This is a genomic window from Streptomyces sp. DG2A-72 (assembly GCF_030499575.1).
In the GTDB taxonomy this organism is placed as follows: domain Bacteria; phylum Actinomycetota; class Actinomycetes; order Streptomycetales; family Streptomycetaceae; genus Streptomyces.
Genome location: NZ_JASTLC010000001.1, coordinates 5,494,671 through 5,511,730, shown reverse-complemented (window position 1 = coordinate 5,511,730; position 17,060 = coordinate 5,494,671). Strand labels below are relative to the sequence as shown.

Annotated in this window: 16 protein-coding genes, 1 tRNA gene and 1 pseudogene; 11 read left to right on the top strand and 7 right to left on the bottom strand. The window is 69.2% G+C overall.

Going from position 1 to position 17,060, the window contains the following annotated elements; genetic code table 11:
* Window positions 1-85 precede the first annotated feature (85 nt).
* The 10 genes and pseudogenes from QQY66_RS26375 to QQY66_RS26330 all read left to right on the top strand — a co-directional run bounded on the left by QQY66_RS26375 (window position 86) and on the right by QQY66_RS26330 (window position 11,102).
* Entirely contained in the window at window positions 86-2,353 is a 2,268-nt protein-coding gene (locus QQY66_RS26375) for a (Fe-S)-binding protein (RefSeq protein WP_301982773.1), read from the top strand.
* Window positions 2,354-2,463: 110 nt separating this feature from the next.
* Window positions 2,464-3,828: a HEAT repeat domain-containing protein gene (locus tag QQY66_RS26370; protein ID WP_301982772.1), complete on the top strand. Its 1,365-nt coding sequence runs from the start codon at window positions 2,464-2,466 to the stop codon at window positions 3,826-3,828.
* 49 nt (window positions 3,829-3,877) lie between these two features.
* Entirely contained in the window at window positions 3,878-4,162 is a 285-nt protein-coding gene (locus tag QQY66_RS26365; RefSeq protein ID WP_301982771.1) for a zinc-ribbon domain-containing protein, read from the top strand.
* Between the two features lie 327 nt (window positions 4,163-4,489).
* Window positions 4,490-4,627: pseudogene (locus tag QQY66_RS50470) on the top strand (VCBS repeat-containing protein); the annotation flags it as partial.
* Window positions 4,628-4,970: 343 nt separating this feature from the next.
* A complete protein-coding gene (locus tag QQY66_RS50465) occupies window positions 4,971-5,372 on the top strand; it encodes an FG-GAP repeat domain-containing protein (protein ID WP_367667089.1) in 402 nt (133 codons plus the stop codon).
* Between the two features lie 401 nt (window positions 5,373-5,773).
* Window positions 5,774-5,974 (top strand): hypothetical protein, encoded by a 201-nt coding sequence (locus QQY66_RS26355; protein ID WP_301982770.1) that lies wholly within the window; start codon window positions 5,774-5,776, stop codon window positions 5,972-5,974.
* 57 nt (window positions 5,975-6,031) lie between these two features.
* Window positions 6,032-7,450: an FG-GAP-like repeat-containing protein gene (locus QQY66_RS26350; protein WP_301982769.1), complete on the top strand. Its 1,419-nt coding sequence runs from the start codon at window positions 6,032-6,034 to the stop codon at window positions 7,448-7,450.
* 97 nt (window positions 7,451-7,547) lie between these two features.
* Window positions 7,548-9,005, top strand: coding sequence for an FG-GAP repeat protein (locus QQY66_RS26345; protein ID WP_301982768.1), 1,458 nt, complete (start codon window positions 7,548-7,550; stop codon window positions 9,003-9,005).
* 97 nt (window positions 9,006-9,102) lie between these two features.
* Window positions 9,103-10,080 carry a Yip1 family protein gene (locus QQY66_RS26340; RefSeq protein ID WP_301982767.1) on the top strand — a complete coding sequence of 326 codons (978 nt, stop codon included), beginning with the start codon at window positions 9,103-9,105 and terminating at the stop codon, window positions 10,078-10,080.
* A gap of 773 nt (window positions 10,081-10,853) precedes the next feature.
* Window positions 10,854-11,102: a GntR family transcriptional regulator gene (locus QQY66_RS26330; RefSeq protein WP_301982765.1), complete on the top strand. Its 249-nt coding sequence runs from the start codon at window positions 10,854-10,856 to the stop codon at window positions 11,100-11,102.
* A 63-nt stretch (window positions 11,103-11,165) separates the two neighbouring features.
* Here the strand turns inward: QQY66_RS26330 and QQY66_RS26325 are convergent, their stop codons facing one another.
* On the bottom strand, window positions 11,166-11,663 hold the full coding sequence (locus QQY66_RS26325; RefSeq protein WP_301987496.1) for a phosphoribosyltransferase: 498 nt from the start codon (window positions 11,661-11,663) through the stop codon (window positions 11,166-11,168).
* A 19-nt stretch (window positions 11,664-11,682) separates the two neighbouring features.
* A complete protein-coding gene (gene dcd / locus QQY66_RS26320; RefSeq protein WP_301982764.1) occupies window positions 11,683-12,258 on the bottom strand; it encodes a dCTP deaminase in 576 nt (191 codons plus the stop codon).
* Between the two features lie 511 nt (window positions 12,259-12,769).
* Here dcd and QQY66_RS26315 point away from each other — a divergent pair.
* Window positions 12,770-12,843 (top strand) — tRNA-Gly (locus QQY66_RS26315).
* 400 nt (window positions 12,844-13,243) lie between these two features.
* Here QQY66_RS26315 and QQY66_RS26310 read toward each other — a convergent pair.
* From QQY66_RS26310 to QQY66_RS26290, 5 genes are all read right to left on the bottom strand, one after another.
* A complete protein-coding gene (locus QQY66_RS26310) occupies window positions 13,244-14,398 on the bottom strand; it encodes an XRE family transcriptional regulator (RefSeq protein ID WP_301982763.1) in 1,155 nt (384 codons plus the stop codon).
* A 35-nt stretch (window positions 14,399-14,433) separates the two neighbouring features.
* Complete coding sequence (locus QQY66_RS26305) at window positions 14,434-15,084, bottom strand: hypothetical protein (RefSeq protein ID WP_301982762.1); 651 nt, start codon at window positions 15,082-15,084, stop codon at window positions 14,434-14,436.
* A gap of 199 nt (window positions 15,085-15,283) precedes the next feature.
* Window positions 15,284-16,435 carry a site-specific integrase gene (locus QQY66_RS26300; RefSeq protein WP_301982761.1) on the bottom strand — a complete coding sequence of 384 codons (1,152 nt, stop codon included), beginning with the start codon at window positions 16,433-16,435 and terminating at the stop codon, window positions 15,284-15,286.
* On the bottom strand, window positions 16,435-16,647 hold the full coding sequence (locus QQY66_RS26295) for a helix-turn-helix domain-containing protein (protein WP_301982760.1): 213 nt from the start codon (window positions 16,645-16,647) through the stop codon (window positions 16,435-16,437). The genes QQY66_RS26300 and QQY66_RS26295 overlap by 1 nt, the downstream gene beginning before the upstream one ends.
* A 134-nt stretch (window positions 16,648-16,781) precedes the next feature.
* Window positions 16,782-17,039 (bottom strand): helix-turn-helix domain-containing protein, encoded by a 258-nt coding sequence (locus QQY66_RS26290; protein ID WP_301982759.1) that lies wholly within the window; start codon window positions 17,037-17,039, stop codon window positions 16,782-16,784.
* Between the last annotated feature and the right edge of the window lie 21 nt (window positions 17,040-17,060).

The window sequence follows — 17,060 nt, the reverse complement described above, 5'->3', positions numbered from 1 at the left end:
CCGCTTAGTAATCTCTTGAGACCTCTCCGAGCCCTCTCTGAGATCTCTCGACGAAGCCCCTCTCGCAGGCCCGAGGAGCCCCGAAATGCAACTCGCCGCGATCATCGTGTCGCTGGTTCTGATCGTGGTCGGCGTGGCCCTGTTCACCCGCGCTGTCCTGCAGATCCTCAACTTCATGCGGCTCGGCCAGAGCGTGCCCGCGGGCACCCGCACCGACGAGCCCGTGCAGCGCGTCGTCACCGTGGTCAGGGAGTTCCTCGGCCACACCCGGATGAACCGGTGGGGCGTCGTCGGTGTCGCGCACTGGTTCGTGGCCATCGGCTTCTACACGCTGCTGCTGACGATCGTGAACGCCGTCGGGCAGCTCTTCCAGGCCGACTGGGTGCTGCCGATCATCGGGCACTGGGCGCCGTACAACGTCTTCGTCGAGTTCATCGGCACGATGACGGTCGTCGGCATCCTGGCGCTGATCGTCATCCGGCAGCTCAGCAAGCCGAACAAGCCGGGCCGCAAGTCCCGCTTCGCGGGCTCCAACACCGGCCAGGCGTACTTCGTCGAGACGGTCATCCTCGTCGTCGGCATCTGCATCTTCATGCTGCACGCCCTGGAGGGCGCCCAGCACCACGTCGAGGGCTACGAGGCGTCGTTCTTCATCTCGTACCCGGTGGTGTCGTGGCTGGAGGGCATGGACCTCTCCACGCTCCAGAACCTCACCTACTTCTTCGCCGGCCTGAAGGTCTCGACCTCGTTCATCTGGATGATCGTGGTCGCCCTGAAGACCGACATGGGCGTGGCCTGGCACCGCTTCCTGGCCTTCCCGAACATCTACTTCAAGCGCGACGCCAAGGGCGGCACCGCGCTGGGCGGCCTGCTGCCGATGACGTCGGCCGGCAAGCCGATCGACTTCACCGACCCCGGCGAGGACGACGTCTTCGGTGTCTCCCAGGTCGAGCAGTTCTCCTGGAAGGGCCTGCTGGACTTCTCCACCTGCACCGAGTGCGGCCGCTGCCAGTCGCAGTGCCCCGCCTGGAACACCGGCAAGCCGCTCTCCCCCAAACTGCTGATCATGTCACTGCGCGACCACGCACACGCCAAGGCGCCCTACCTGCTCGCCGGCGGCGGCAAGACCATGGAGGGCGAGGAGAAGGCACCGGCCGAGGCCCTGAAGGACGTCCCGGCCGCCGCCCTCGCCGAGGCCGAGCGCCCCCTCATCGGCACCGTCGAGGAGAACGGCGTCATCGACCCCGACGTGCTGTGGTCCTGCACCACCTGCGGCGCCTGTGTCGAGCAGTGCCCCGTCGACATCGAGCACATCGACCACATCGTCGACATGCGCCGCTACCAGGTGATGATCGAGTCCGCGTTCCCCTCCGAGGCCGGCACGATGCTCAAGAACCTGGAGAAGAAGGGCAACCCCTGGGGCCTGGCCAAGAAGCAGCGCCTTCAGTGGCTCAAGGAGGTCGACTTCGACGTCCCGGTCGTCGGCCAGGACATCGAGGACCTGTCCGAGGTCGAGTACCTGTACTGGGTCGGCTGCGCCGGCGCCCTGGAGGACCGGGCCAAGAAGACCACCAAGGCCTTCGCCGAGCTGCTGCACATCGCGGGCGTCAAGTTCGCGATCATGGGCGGCGACGAGAAGTGCACCGGTGACTCCGCCCGCCGCCTGGGCAACGAGCCGCTGTTCCAGGAGCTCGGCATGGAGAACGTCATGGCGCTGAACATGGCGTTCGGCGAGGACGACGAGGACGAGAGCACCAAGAAGCCGAAGTCCTCGAAGAAGATCGTCGCCACCTGCCCGCACTGCCTGAACACGATCGGCAACGAGTACCCGCAGCTCGGCGGCGACTACGAGGTCATCCACCACACCCAGCTGCTCCAGCACTTGGTGGACGCGGGCAGGCTGGTCCCGGTGACCCCGGTCGAGGGCATCATCACCTACCACGACCCCTGCTACCTGGGCCGCCACAACAAGATCTACACGCCTCCGCGCGAGATCATCGCCAGCGTCCCCGGCATCCGCAACGAGGAGATGCACCGCCACAAGGAGCGCGGCTTCTGCTGCGGCGCCGGCGGCGCGCGGATGTGGATGGAGGAGCGCATCGGCAAGCGCATCAACAACGAGCGGGTCGACGAGGCGCTGTCGGTGAACCCGGACATCGTGTCCACCGCCTGCCCGTTCTGCCTCGTCATGCTGACCGACTCCGTCAACGGCAAGAAGAACGACGGCAAGGCGAAGGAGTCCATCCAGGTCGTCGACGTCGCCCAGCTCCTGCTGGACTCCGTGAAGACCCCGGTGGACCCGCAGGACTCGGCCGAGACGCAGAGCACGCCGGAGCCGGAGCCGGTGAAGTAACAGCGGCCGTACGGCAGAACTGACGCCCCCCGCCCCATGATGGGGTGGGGGGCGTCGTCGTTGCGGAAACCAGGTGAGCGGGGGCGGCGGCCTTGCGTACCTTGCTCCCCATGGGTGGGGGAAAGACCGGGAGCGGGCGGCTCGTGGCCGCGGTGCGGGCCAAGGACGCCGACGCCGTACGGGAGTTGCTGGCAGCGGGCGCGGAACCGGACACCGTGGGCCCGGACGGGCTGCCCGTCCTGTGCGCCGCGGTGGCCGCGTACGGCGCCCCCGTCGCCGAGGTGCTCGTCGAGGCCGGAGCGGACCCCGACCGGGCGCTCCCGGACGGGACGACCCCGCTGGAGCGGGCCGTCGCAGGCGGCTCACCGGCCGTCTTCTCGGCCGTCCTCGGCGCCGAGCCGCGGCTGCGCCTCCCCGAGGACGCCCGGGAGCGGCTGCTGGCCCTGGCCCGGCGCTGGTACGAGACCGGTGCGGCCGAGGAGCTGCGCAGGCTGACCGGCGCCCGCGGACCCGCCGAGACCGCCCGGGTCCTGGACGACGACCACGACTGGGTCTGGGAGGTCACCCTCGGCGGACGCACCGTACGAGCCGGGCACGGATCCGTCCTGTCCTCGCTGGAGTGGGCGTTCCGGATCCTGCCACCGGTCGACGAACTGATCGCCCGCGCGGTGAAGGAAAAGGACGACGCGCACGTGGACTGGTGGGCGGTCCGCTCCGTCCTCGCCCAGCGGCGCAGCTTCGAGACCTATTCGGCGGTGGTGGCTCATCGCCATCACCCCTCCTCGGTGAACCGCCGGTTCGTCCTGGACCACCTGCGCGACAGGTCCTTCCTCCGGTACCACACCAACTCCGCCGCGTACTACGACAAGAAGGAGGGCGCGTTCCTGGCCGACTGGGCCGCGGCGGAGACGGACGGCGGGATGCTGGCGCGGGTGCTGGACACGTACACCGAGTACGACCACCCCGACCAGCGGGCCATCGGACTCCGCCACGCCGGCCACCCCGACCCGCGGGTGCGCCGGGAGGTGCCCTGGTGCCTGATCGATGAGGACGTCGCGCTCACCGCGGAGGCCAGGGAAGCGTTGCGCGCCCTGACCCTCGACCCGGACGCCCAGGTGCGCCTGAGCGCCTGCGAGGCATGCCGGTACGACGAGGAACTGTCCCCGGACGCCGTGCGGGCGCTGCTGCTCCTCGTCGAGGACCCGGACACCGACGTACGACGCCCGGCCGCGGCGCAGCTGGCCGGCTGCCGGGACCGTACGCCCGCCGTCGCCGACGCGCTGGCCGCGCTGCTCGACGACGAGGACCGGGAGATCCGTATGGAAGCCGCCTACGGTCTCGCCAAGCGCGACGACCCGCGCACCGCGGTCGCGCTCGACAGAGTGGGCTCCCTGCGCGACTTCTCCGAGCACGACCACCGGGCCGACGCGCTGTGGGACTGGCGATGGCGGCAGGAGCATCCCGCCGACTCCTGAGGCCCATCCTTCACACTGGGGGAAGCAACCGATCCGAAAGGGCCGCGGGATGATCATCTTTGGCACCAAGGGCTACGTCTACCAACTCGCGATACTCACCCTCCTGTGCGGCCACTGCGGCAACCCCGCCGCGCACACGCTGCGCAAGCGCGTCACCAAGTTCACGCTGTTCTTCGTGCCGCTGTTCCCGTTCTCGACGAAGTACGCGACGCAGTGCACGTTCTGCGGTGCGGAGCAGAAGATCACCAACGAGCAGGCGGAACAGCTGCAGGCGCAGGCGGTGAGCGGCGGTCAGCCTTACGGGCAGCCGCAGCAGCAGCCGTATCAGTCCTGAAGTACCGGTCCTGAACACGTCACGCCCGAGGTGAGCGGTGCGGGTGCGAAGACGCACGATGTGTGTGGCTGCGGTGACCGTCGCCTGGCTTGTTCCTCTCGCCGCCTGCGGGCCGACCCAGCACACCGGCACCGCAGAGCACACCCCCGTGAAGGTCGCGAAGGGTGACGCACCTGCGTCGTCTACGGCTCGGCGCGCGGACTCGTCCCGGGCGCCCGGCAGTTGCTGAGCCCGGCGCGCAACGCGGCCCGCGTCAAGGGCCACCTCCCCGCCCTCTTCGACGCCGAGGCGACCTGCGACCTCGACGGGGACGGCTTCACCGACCTGGTGATCTCCACCGACCCGCCCTACGACGGCCAGGGCCGCCCCCCGGTCCCGCTCCAGCTCCTCTTCGGCTCCCCCGAGGGCCTCACCGGCAAGGCCGTCAGCCTCACCGTCCCCGACCGGGCCCGCGCCGGCAACGACTGGCCGGACCAGCCGGTGTGCGGCGACTTCGACGGCGACGGGGCCGAGGACCTGGTCGTCCACTCCTCCGACCGGCAACTCGGCTTTCTGCCCGGCCCGTTTACCCGCAAGGGCGCCCCGAGCGCCGCCACCGCCCCGATCCCCGCGCCCGGCAACCTCCCCACCGGCCCCGCCGCCGACGTCGACCGCGACGGCTACGACGACCTGATCGTCCGTACGGCAGAATCCACCGCCACCTCGGCACTCGTCCTCGGCGGCCCGACCGGCCCCACCGGCACCGGACCCGCCCTCCCGGACGGCATCGACGTGGCCCTCGGCGACTTCGGCAAGGGCACCCGGCTCGATGCCGCGGTCGGCGCGATGGGCGCGACCGCCCTCCGCTACGACCTCCCCGTCCCCACCCGCGCCGCCCCTCCCCACCCCCGGCTCCATGCTGACGGCCGCGGACTTCGACGGCGACGGCAAGGACGACCTCGTGTCCAGCGGCTCGTGGCTACGGCTGTTCCGCGGTCGTACGCCCGGACTGTCCACGGCACCGACCGTGACCGTCGAGCCCGTCGCCCGCGGCACCACCCGCGTCCTGGCCGCCGCGGACTTCGACGGGGACGGGCGCGCGGACCTGGCCGTACGGACGCATCAGGGCGAGACGAAGGACACCGTCGCCGTCTATCCGGGCCGGCGAGACGAGCTGGTCGCGTCCCGGCCGACCGTCACGTTCTCGACGTCGGCCTTTCTGGCCCCCTGACGTCACAGCAACCGCAAAAGTTCACGCCATTCCCGCACAACCCGCATGCCTTGCCGAGTGTCACACCATCGCGAGCCCTCTGACCGCTCCCGACCGATGGAGAGACCTCTTGCGCAACCGCACCGCCGGCCTCTCCTTCGGCACCGACATCACCACGCCCTTCGAGGCGGACGGCTCCGACCACGGCACGTTCACCGTCCTGTGGGGGTCCAAGTCCGGCGGGCGCGGCACCGCCACGAACCTCGACCCGGTCGACGGCGAGGACATCAACCCCGAACTCGGTCTCCCACGCGGGCGCCGTCACCGTACTGCGCGGCGGCGCCTCGGGCCTCACCGGCAAGAACGCCCGCCGGTACAGCTACGCCACCGCCGGAGTCGAGGGCGAGACCTCCGACTCCGCCATGCTCGGCGCCTCGGTCCTGCTGCGCGACTACAACCGCGACAACCGCGCCGAACTGGTCGCCACCGCCCCCGAGATCGGCCGCCTGCACCTCCTGCGCGGCACCGCGTCGGGTCCGACGGGCGCGGGCTCGACGATGCTCACGGCCGCCGAACTCGGCCTGGGCGCCCGCTCCGGCTTCGGGGCGACGCTGGCGGACTGACGCCGCGCACTCATCGAATCACCGACTTACCGGAAACGGACACGGAGACACACAGACGTGAAGCACCCCCTGCGCACCACGACAGCCCTGGCTGCGCTCGCCGTCACGGGCGTCATTCCCCTGGCTCTCACCACCCCCGTCTCCGCCGCCCCCTCCGGCCTCCAGGGCGACTTCAACGGCGACGGATACCGTGACGTGGCGATCGCCGCCCCGGCCGCCACGGTCAGCGGCAAGTCATGGGCCGGTCAGGTCGCCGTCGTGTACGGCACGGCGAGCGGGCCGGACCCGGCCAAGCGGACGGTCATCAGCCAGAACACGGCCGGTATTCCGGGCAGCGCGGAGACCGACGACATGTTCGGCGACGCGCTCGCCGCCGCCGACCTCAACCGCGACGGCTATTGCGACCTGATCGTCGGCGCACAGTACGAGAAGGCCGGTGAGATGGAGCACGCGGGCACGGTCGCCATCGTCTGGGGGTCGGGGAATGGCCTGTCGGGTGCTACGACGGTAAAGAACCCGCAACCCCTGTACGGCAGTTACTTCGGCCTGAGCATCGCCGCCGCCGACTTCACCGGCGACGGAAAGCCGGACCTCGCGATCTCCGCGCAGAGCGACTCGGGCACCTCTCCGTTCCGGATCCGGCTGATCCGCGGCCCGTTCACCAAGTCCGGATCGACGGGCCCGGTCTCGTCGTACGCTCCGGGCGTCGACCGGCCCCAGCTGACCGCGGGCCGGGTCAGCGGCGACACGAAGGCCGATCTCGTGGTCACCGGCCTCAAGCCCACCGGGGACCAGCCCCTCGCGACCGCCGTGTACTACCGGGGCACCGCGAGCGGCCTCAGCAAGGCGGCAAGCCTGCGCCCGGGCTGGGCGGCGGCGATCGGCGACCTGAACAGGGACGGCTACGGCGACATCGTCCTCGGCAACCCGGACGAGCCCGACACCGAGCCGTCCGCCTCCAAGGGCGGCAAGATCCACGTGATCTACGGCACCGGTTCGGGCCCGAGCGCGACGCGCCGCGTCACGTACACCCAGAACACCGCGGGCGTTCCGGACTCCTCCGCGTACGGCGACAGGTTCGGCGAGGCGCTGGCGATCGGCGACTTCGACAAGAACGGCTACGGCGACCTGGCCGTTGGCGCACGTGGCGACTCCGACGCGGGCTCGATCACGCTGCTCAAAGGCTCGCCGTCCGGCCTGACCACGACGGGGGCGGTCCGGCTGACGCAGGACAGCGCCTCAATCCCCGGCACGAACGAGTGGGGCGACGGCTTCGGCTCCACGCTGCTGGCCTCCGACGTGAACCGCGACGGCCGCGCCGACCTCACCGCCATCGGCGCCGGCGAGAACAGCCCCGCGGGAGCGGCCTGGTTCCTCCCCAGGGCCGCAGCCGCGGGCTCCTTCTCCTTCTCCCCGACGAAGCTCGGCCTGTCGACGTCCCAGGGCGGGGCGTTCGGCACGGACCTGGCGGGTTAGCCGCTCCGCGCTGAGCCGCGGGGCGCACCACGTCCGACGCGGTGAGCTCCGGGACGACCCACGACCGCCGCTTCCCACCAGATCTCAGGAGACCCCCATGATCAGACACCACCCCAGACTCGCCCTCGCGACGGTCACCGCCGCCGCGCTGACGGGCGGGCTGCTCACCTTCTCGGCCTCCACGGCGAGCGCCGCCACCTCGCCCCGCGCCTACGAGGCGGACTTCAACCGCGACGGCTACGGCGACGTCGCCTTCGCCGCCCCCTACGCGAAGGTCGCCGGCAAGGGCATGGCCGGCTATGTCGCCGTCGTCTACGGCGGCGCCTCCGGCCTCAACACAGCCAAGCGCACCGTCGTCAGCCAGAACACCGCCGGCGTCCCCGGCACCGCCGAGGCCGAGGACACCTTCGGCCAGGCGCTCGCCGTGGCCGACCTCAACGGCGACGGTTACACGGACCTCGCGGTGGGCGCTCCCGGCGAGAACAACGGCGCCGGTTCGATCACCGTGCTGTGGGGCTCGGCGAGCGGCCTGAAGAACGGTACGTCCGTGAAGGACCCGACGCCCACCAGGGCCGACGGCTGGGGCACCGTACTGGCCGCCGGAGATTTCAACGGCGACAAGAAGGCCGACCTGGCCTCCGGCACCAGCGCCTCGTACGCGTACATCGTCAAGGGCGGCTTCACCAAGTCCGGCACCACCGGCGGCACGCAGAAGGTCACCACGCCGGAGAAGGCGGAGTTCGGCATCGACGCGATGGACGCGGGCGACACCAACGGCGACAAGAAGGCCGACCTGGTGCTCACCTACCGCACCGCGCTCGACTCGCACGAGTCGGGCAGCTGGTCCAAGGGCGCCGCCTACCTCGGCGCCTCCACCGGCGTCGTCGTCACCCAGCCGCGCCCGCTGAACGGCGGCACCACCCTGGCCCTCGGCGACATCAACGGCGACGGCTACGACGAGATCGCCATCGGCAACGTCTTCGAGAAGGAGAACGACCACACCGGCAGCCTCGGCGGCAAGGTCGTCGTCATCCGCGGCAGCCGGGGCGGCCCCATCAACGGCGACGCCCCCATGGCCGAACTCACCCAGGCCTCCACGGGAGTTCCCGGCACCGACAAGGCACGCGACAACTTCGGCGGCTCCCTCTCCATCGGCGACGTCAACGGCGACGGCTACGGCGAACTCGCCATCGGCGTCACCTTCAAGGACATCGGCGCGGCCGAGGACACGGGCCTCGTCGTCCTGATGAACGGCTCGGCCTCCGGCGTCTCCCGCACCGGCGCCCGCACGTTCTCCCAGAACACCCCCGGCGTCCCCGGCACCGCGGAGTCCACGGACTACTTCGGCTCGGAGGTCCTGCTCACCGACGTCAGCAAGGACGGCCGCGCCGACCTGACGATCACGGCGGGCTTCGAGGACGAGGGCGTCGGCGCGGTGACCGCGCTGCGGGGCTCCGCGAGCGGCATCACCACCTCCGGCGCGAAGTCCTTCGGCCCGGGCACGTTCGGGCTCTCGCGCACGTACGGGGCGTTCGGTGCCGCTCTCACCGGCTGACACCGGACGACACCGGCTGACACGGCTGGTCCAGAGCCCGTCCCTAGGGCGACACCCTGACCGACCACGGAGAACAGCCCCGTCTCCCCCTTAGGGGATGTCACAGCTCGGCCGCAAAGCCGGGCCCGAAACCCCGGGCCCGGCACGTGGCTCTCGGGAACCAGGTACGTTCGAAGACGTGGCTGGATTCAGGATCGGACGCGGCCGAAGCAACGGCGCTCCTCACGCACGACCGCAACAACCTCCGTACGGACAGGCCCCGCAGGGTCCGCCGCACGGCAATCCCACGGCGCCGCAGCAGCCGTACGCCCCGCAACAGCAGTGGCCGCAGGGCAACGGCGGCGGCCGGGGCGCGGGGGGCTACGACGAGCCGGAGTACTTCGGCGACGGCGGCGGGTACGCACCGCACCCCGGGCCGGACCCGTACGCGGCCAACAACCCAGGTCACACCCAGGCGTTCTCGGTCGGCGAGGAGCCGTACAACCAGGGCGGGACGTACCACGCGGGCTCGACCGCGCCGTCCGCCCCCATCGGCCCGCGGCTGCACTGGAAGGAGCTGCTGAGGGGCATAGTCGTCGCCCCCAACCAGACCTTCCTCCAGATGCGCGACTACACGATGTGGGGCCCCGCCCTCATCGTGACCTTCCTCTACGGCCTGCTGGCGGTCTTCGGCTTCGACGGCGCCCGCGAGGAAGCGATCAACGCGACCCTCTCGAACGCGGTCCCGATCGTCCTGACCACTGCGGTGGCGATGGTCCTGTCCGCCTTCGTCCTGGGCGTGGTCACCCACACCCTGGCCCGCCAGCTCGGCGGCGACGGCGCCTGGCAGCCCACGGTCGGCCTCTCCATGCTGATCATGTCCATCACCGACGCCCCCCGCCTCGTCGTCGCCATGTTCCTCGGCGGCGACGCCCCCTTCGTCCAGCTCCTCGGCTGGGCCACCTGGGTAGCGGCCGGCGCCCTCCTCACCGTCATGGTCAGGCGCTCCCACGACCTCCCGTGGCCCAAGGCCCTCGGCGCGTCCGCGATCCAGCTGATCGCCATCCTGTCGATCGTGAAGCTGGGTACGTTCTAGTCACGTCCGCACGCGTACGCGCATAAAGGAGTCCGGCACCGTTCGTCTCGGTGCCGGACCCCCCCATGGCCCCCTCGAACGCATCGGTGATCCGGGCCACAGCGCCCTCGACCAAGTGGGCACAGACCTGCTCGGTCACTTTGGTCGAACTGTGCCCGAGCCGTCGCGAGACCTCGTACAACGGAATCCCGGCGGCAGGTGCCATGGAAGCGAAGTAGTGCCGCAGGCTCTTCGGCGTGTAGCCACGCCCCGCGAGACCGGCCTCGTCCACCGCCTGCTGCCACTTCGTCATTCAGGCCGAAAGTGGTCAGCTGGTTCTGGATGAAATACCAGCCCTCGCGCATCGCACAGTGCGCCTCCGAGAACGCGAGCGCTTCACCGACCCGAAGCCCGCACCCGGCCCGAATCCACACCGTCGACTTGCAGTGCGGCCACATCGTTCCGTAGATGGCCATGATCTCCGCCGTGGTCGGCACCTCGGTGGGACTCACAGCACGATAAGCCGCCTCCTTCCGACCACCCACTTTGACCGACTTCCCGGGATACGAGCGAGGACTTCTCCCTCGTTCCGAACCCCAGCCATTCCTCCCAGCAGTCCGCGAAGCTCCTCTCCGACGGCGTTGCCCAGCCATGACCAACCATCGGGTTCACGCAGGCCATCGGGTTGCCCTCTTCCATGCCGCGCCGCCTTTCTCGCCAGGCGGCAACTGGCCGCCCCTTGCCATTAGCCCAGCGAGGGTCGAGCAAGCCACTGAAGTACGGTCTGGCAGCAGGTGGCCGCAGCGGTCTCGCATCAGATCGCCCAAGGCCGGTACACAACGGCTGACCGACTCCCGTCCGTGGCTGAACTCTCGGCCGAGTTCGGCATCGCGACATCCACCGCCGACAAGGTCATGGGCCATCTGAAACGGGCCGGGCTGATCCGGCGTATCAAGGGGCTCGGCACGTTCCTTGCCGACGAAGCCGTCTCCCTTGCGAAGCAGCGGCCATTCGGCCCGCCTCCCCGTCGGACGCGGCGCTGACAGACCGGGAGACGAACAAGGGCCCCGCATGCTTCACACACACGAGGCCCGGCCGGGAGTGTGTCAGGCGTCCAACACTTGCCCGTCCCGCTGCACGACAGGAGGCAGGACCGACCACGGGAAGTTAATCCAGCGATCAGTCGTCTTCCACACATACTCACACTTCACCAGCGACTGCGGCTTCTCGTAGATCACGGCCGAGCGGACCTCCGCCGCGTGCGCCAGCGCGAAGTCGTGCACGAGCTTGAGGGTCTTCCCGGTGTCGGCGACATCGTCGGCGACGAGGATCTTCTTCGAGCTGAAGTCGACCGCGTTGGGCACGGGCGGCAGCATGACCGGCATGTCCAGCGTCTTACCAACACCCTCATAGAACTCGACGTTGACGAGATGGATGTTCTTACAGTCGAGCGCATAGGCCAGCCCGCCCGCGACGAAGACCCCGCCCCGGGCGATGGAAAGTACAACGTCGGGCTCGTATCCGTCGTCGGCGATGGCCTGCGCGAGTTCGCGTACGGCGGTGCCGAACGCCTCGTAGGTCAGGTTCTCCCGTATGCCGCTCATGCCGCCGTCCATGTCGCCGTCACACCTGCGTCCGGTGGAAGTTGAGGTAGGACCGGGAGGCGGTGGGCCCGCGCTGCCCCTGATACCTCGACCCGTACCGCTCGCTGCCGTACGGGAACTCGGCGGGCGAGCTGAGCCGGAACATGCACAGCTGGCCGATCTTCATGCCGGGCCAGAGCTTGATGGGGAGCGTGGCGAGGTTGGACAGCTCCAGCGTCACGTGCCCGGAGAAGCCGGGATCGATGAAGCCGGCGGTGGAGTGGGTGACCAGGCCGAGCCGTCCGAGAGAACTCTTGCCCTCCAGCCGGGAGGCAAGATCATCGGGGAGGGTGATGACCTCGTACGTCGAGGCGAGGACGAACTCGCCGGGGTGGAGGATAAACGGCTCGTCACCCTCCGGCTCCACCAGCCGCGTCAGATCGGCCTGCTCGACGGAGGGGTCGATGTGGGGGTACCGGTGATTCTCGAACACCCGGAAGTACCGGTCCAGCCGCACATCGACGCTGGACGGCTGCACCATGGTCTGGTCATAGGGATCGATCCGTACTCGTCCGGCGTCGATCTCGGCCCGGATGTCCTTGTCTGAGAGAAGCACGTCCCGAGGATACGCAAGGCGCGCGGAGCCACCACAATCGGACGACTCCGCGCGCGCTGGCGTACTACTTACCGCGAGTTACCGCTTCTCAAGAGTCACCGGCACGACACTGCGGAGCCGGGCGCACCGCGGACATCGGACGAGCCGTCCGGGTCCGAGGCGGTCGGCCTGCTGCATCGGGAACGATCCGGTGCTGAACACGTGCCCATCGGCACAACGGACGACGGTGCGCTCCATCAAGTCCTAGAGTCCCTTCCCCAAGAGCCGCGTCCGGCTGCTGCCCGCCGGACGACGAAAGGCCACATTACGGGATGAAAGGGACGACCATCCAGGGGGCACTCCGACCCCACCCAGACCCTGCTCCACCCCTCCACCGTACGCCCCAACTCCCGCCCCCCGCAGCCCCATCGCCCCCTCAAAACACCCTCGGGCCCCACGGCTTCAGCACCGGGGGCCCGACATGAGGTAAAGTGACGACGCGTTCCGACACCGGTCCCGACCGGCGTCTTACGCGGGTGTAGTTTAATGGTAGAACATCAGCTTCCCAAGCTGAGAGCGCGAGTTCGATTCTCGTCACCCGCTCCACGATGAAACCCCAGGTCAGCGACCTGGGGTTTGTTTGTTGTCTAGACCATTTTGAGGGCTCCATGCCCTCTGCGTGCCCTAAGTCGAGATGAAGCCGCCACTTCAGGGGTATTCACGGGCCGCTTCGGGTAACTCACCCCTCAAGCGTCTCAAATGGCGAGACGCATTTCGTGTGACCTGCGCCACTGCCACATGGCGCGGCTGCGAAGTCGCTTACGCAAAGCAGCAGTTCACGGATGAGGCGTGCACGGCCCTTCGCCGACGGTTCCCCCAACACCGCCCCGTCGCCAGGCTGCGGCGCAGGGAGGCGCACAGCCGTAGCGGGTGTGACGTGTTGTGGCCCACGCCTAGGTCGACGAGCAAGCCATGGATCCCGTCCTCGATCTCGCCGGACGACATGTCAGCGGACCACAGACAGCTGCGGCCTGTTGTGTTCACCGCCGTGCCGTTGCCCCCCTCCCTCCTGCGCGGTGACAACGAGCCCGAAGATCAGGTCGTTGAGATCGGCAGGCCGGAGGTGAAGCTCGCAAGCCACGTCGGCAGGCCGCGTTCCCTCACTGCGCAGGGCAGTGAACACCTTGCCCAGCACCTGGGAGGTCTCGCGGGCGACTCCGCTGTGAGGCTCCGACTTGCGGTAGCCGAGACGCCCGAGTTCCACGCAGTGGGTGCGGTACTGCCATTCCGTGGTCAAGCCCAGTTCGTGCAGCCGGTGTGCGAGCGCCATGGCTGCGACCTTCCAACGGCGCTTGGCCTGGAGGATCCAACTCGTGCTCGCGCCATGCGGCGCGTGGGCGAGGACGTCCGCCCGCGGCATGAGGAATGCGGCTGCGAACCGGTGCGCTTCCGCCTCGGCCTGTGGGCCGTGCAGCATCTGTTCCTCGCCGTGCAGGACGAGGTGTCCGAGTTCGTGGGCGGCGTCGAAGCGCCCGCGTTCCGCTGTCTTCTCGGTGCTCAGCAGAACGAACGGGATCCCTCGGTCCCAGAAGGAGAACGCGTCGACTTCAGGGCAGTCCCTGGAGAGGGAGAAGACGCGGACGCCGTGCGCCTCCAACAGGTGCACCACGTTCGGGATCGGTGCGTTCCCGAGCCCCCAGCGTGCGCGCACGAGGGAGGCGGCTTCCTCCGCTGGGACGTCTGTGCCGGCCGCCTCCCCGGGATGGGGGATCTGATCCTCGTCCGAGCCCAGGCGGCTGAACGAGGTCAGCGACGGGATGTCGGGGGCAGGCAGGCGGAAGTGCGCGCCCATCCAGTCCTGCAGAGCGCGCGCCAACCGTCCGGAGCTGAGGGCGATGTCCCGTTGGGAGGCCGTCATCTTGCTCAGGGCACGGAAGCTGACCGAGTCGACGGTCAGCTCGGCGACCTCCTCGGCGCTGAAGAAGGAAGGGGGGAACTCCAGCGCTGTCGCGATCGCCTCAAGCGACGGAGGGCTTGGAGTGGCCCGTCCGTTCTCGAAGTCGGACAGCCTGCGTGGCGTCAGGCCGGCCATCTGGGCGAGTCGGGTGACGGTCAGCCCTCGGCGCTTGCGCGCCAGGACTAGCCGGGATGCGGTGGTCATGGGAGGAGCCAAGTGAGGAGGTCTGGGCGGGACGGTCAGGGCAGGCGCTCGATCGGGATGTCGATGCCGCCCTGGTCGTCGGCATCGTCGACGAACGGAGTGAAGCCCTCGAAGTCGATCCAAGGGAGGATGATCCGCTCGTACCAGCTGCTGATCTTGCCACGGCTGCCCGGGGCGTTCGGAAACGAAAGCTCGGCGTGCAGCCGCGTCCCCTGATCGGTCTTCAAGTGGTGGTAGAGCAGGAACCATGTCGGGATGCCGTTACCGGCTTCCTGCTGCTCGGGCTCCACATCGGTCTCACCGAACAGCAGGAGCTGCCGATTGGCCTCCACCCGCTTCATCACCGCATTGCCCTTCGGGTAGCGGGTGGACGGCGTGAGGGCTGCATATCCGGTCTCCGAGCTGCCGCTGGAGGCCGCGATGGCGAAGTCGCCGGAGGGCGCGACGAGCAGTGGAACGTTGCTGGGGCTGGCGCTGGTCCAACCCTCCGGGATGTACGTCTCCCGCAGGAATCGAATCGTGCGACCCCAGAAGATGTTGCCGGGCAGTGAGACAGGATCCAGCGGCGTGCAGAAGTTGCGCTCCGATTCGGCCCGACGCAGGGCGCCGTCGATCCCCTGGACCGACAGACCCAGTTCGGCGAGCCGGTCACGGACCTGGCGGTCCTCCGCATGCACGACGGTCATGCCCTACCTCCCGACACACCCCACTCGACTTCCGGAAATCCTCCCTCAAATGAGGTGGGAAATCAAGAAATAAGCCTGGTCAGTGCCGTACAGGTTGAGGTAAGCCGCCTCAGCCGGTGCCCCTTTCTCCTAAACTGGCAGCTCAGAGGACAGGGCCCGGCCGGTTTGACCGGACGGGCCCCGTAAGGACACCAGGGTGTTACGCCTCGTGGGCATTCTGCCGGTCGCCAGCTGCCTCACGGAGCTGTGCGCGTACCTCGGCGTCGATCCCCTGCGCCAGCCTCCGCTGATGCTTCACCGTCGAGTGCTGGTAGATCAGCTGGGCCCGCTCCGAGGACTGGCCGGCGCGGACCATGAGGTCCTTCAGCTTGGCGCCGGTGTCGGCGGCGAGGGTGTTGCCGGTGTGGCGCAGGTCGTAGAAGCGGAAGTTGTCCGGCATGCCGACCTTGGTGCGCGCCTTGCGCCACTTGCGGCCGAAGGTCGAGCGGCGGAAGGGGGCGCCCTTCTCGCCGACAAAGAGGAGGCCGCCCCTCTCCTTCTCCGCGAACCATTGCAGGTGTCGGCGCAGCTCGGGCTTCAGGAAGTCCGGCAGGTAGACCGTGCGCTTGCCCGCCCGGGTCTTGGGGTCTCCGGTGACGCGCTTGCCATTGGTCAGCTCGGGGGACGCCTGCGTGACGCGCAACGAGCATTCGTCGATATCGACACTGTGACGGCGCAGTTCGGCCAGCTCCTCGGGGCGAAGGGAGGCGAAGGCTCCGAGCAGAACCATCAGGCGCCAGCGTGGGCCCATGGCGTCAGCGAGGTCGAAGACCTGCTCGATGGTCGCGGTGGGGCGTTCGTCGGCCTCCTCCTTGCCTGCGCCCTTGATGCGGCACGGGTTGGTACGCAGGAGGTCGTCATCGACTGCCGTCTGGAAGATGGCCTTCAGCAGGCGGTACGACTTGGCGACCGTGGTGGCACCGGTCGCCGTCAGGCGCTCGGCTCGCCACGTGCGGACAGAGGGCGGTGTGATCTCGTCCAGGTCCTTGCCGCCGAACGTCGGCAGGATATGCAGGCGCAGCAGGCCGTCGTAGCGGTCGACGGTCGTCGGGGCCAGGCCGCGCTCCTCCATCCAACGCAGTGCGTACTTCTCGAAGTTGACCGCGCCGACGTCCGGGTCGCGCCATACGTTGCGCTCGATGTCGGCGCGGGTGAGGTTGAGCCAGTCCTGGGCGTCGGACTTGGTCTCGAACGTCTCCGGTGCGGTGTACCGCTCTCCGTCCGGGCCGAGGTAGCGGGCCTGCCACCGGCCGGAGGCGAGCTTGCGTACCGTGCCGAACTCGCGCCGCCGCTGCGGCTTGCGTCGTGCCATCAGGCCGCCTTCCCGTAGCGGGCGCGGGTGCGGCGGACCGGCTCGACGGTGCGCGCGTCGATGTACTCGGCGACCGCGCTCTCGGGGATGCGGACCGGGCGGCCGAGCTTGACGTAGCGGATACGGCGCTCGGCGACCAAGCGACGGACGAAGCGCTCGCTGGTTCCCAGCATCTCGCCTGCCTCGGCCACGGTCAGGAGACGGTCAGCCATTGGTGATCACCTCCTTCGGGGCCGAGCGCTGGATACGGGCACAGGCAGGGGGTATTGCCGGACGGTGCAAGGGCGGTGGGTCCTCACTCTGCGGTGACAGGGGAAAGCCGAGCCTCGGTGTGGCGGGTGGTGCTTCAGGCGGTGGGCCAGCCGCGCAGGAGCACAGGGGCTGAGACGTGAAGCGCCTCGGCGATCGCGATGAGGTCGTCGATGTCGCATCGGCGCTGGGCGCGTTCGATGCGGGACAGCATGGTGTTGGACATCGGGTGGCCGAGCGCGGTCACGCGGCCGGCGAGCTGGCGTTGTGACAAGCCTCGTTGGGTACGGAGGATTTCGATGGTGCGGGCGGCCCGTATCCCTGCGGGTCCTATTTCCAATGAGCGTGCTGCCATGGCTCCATTTGTAGCGTCCAT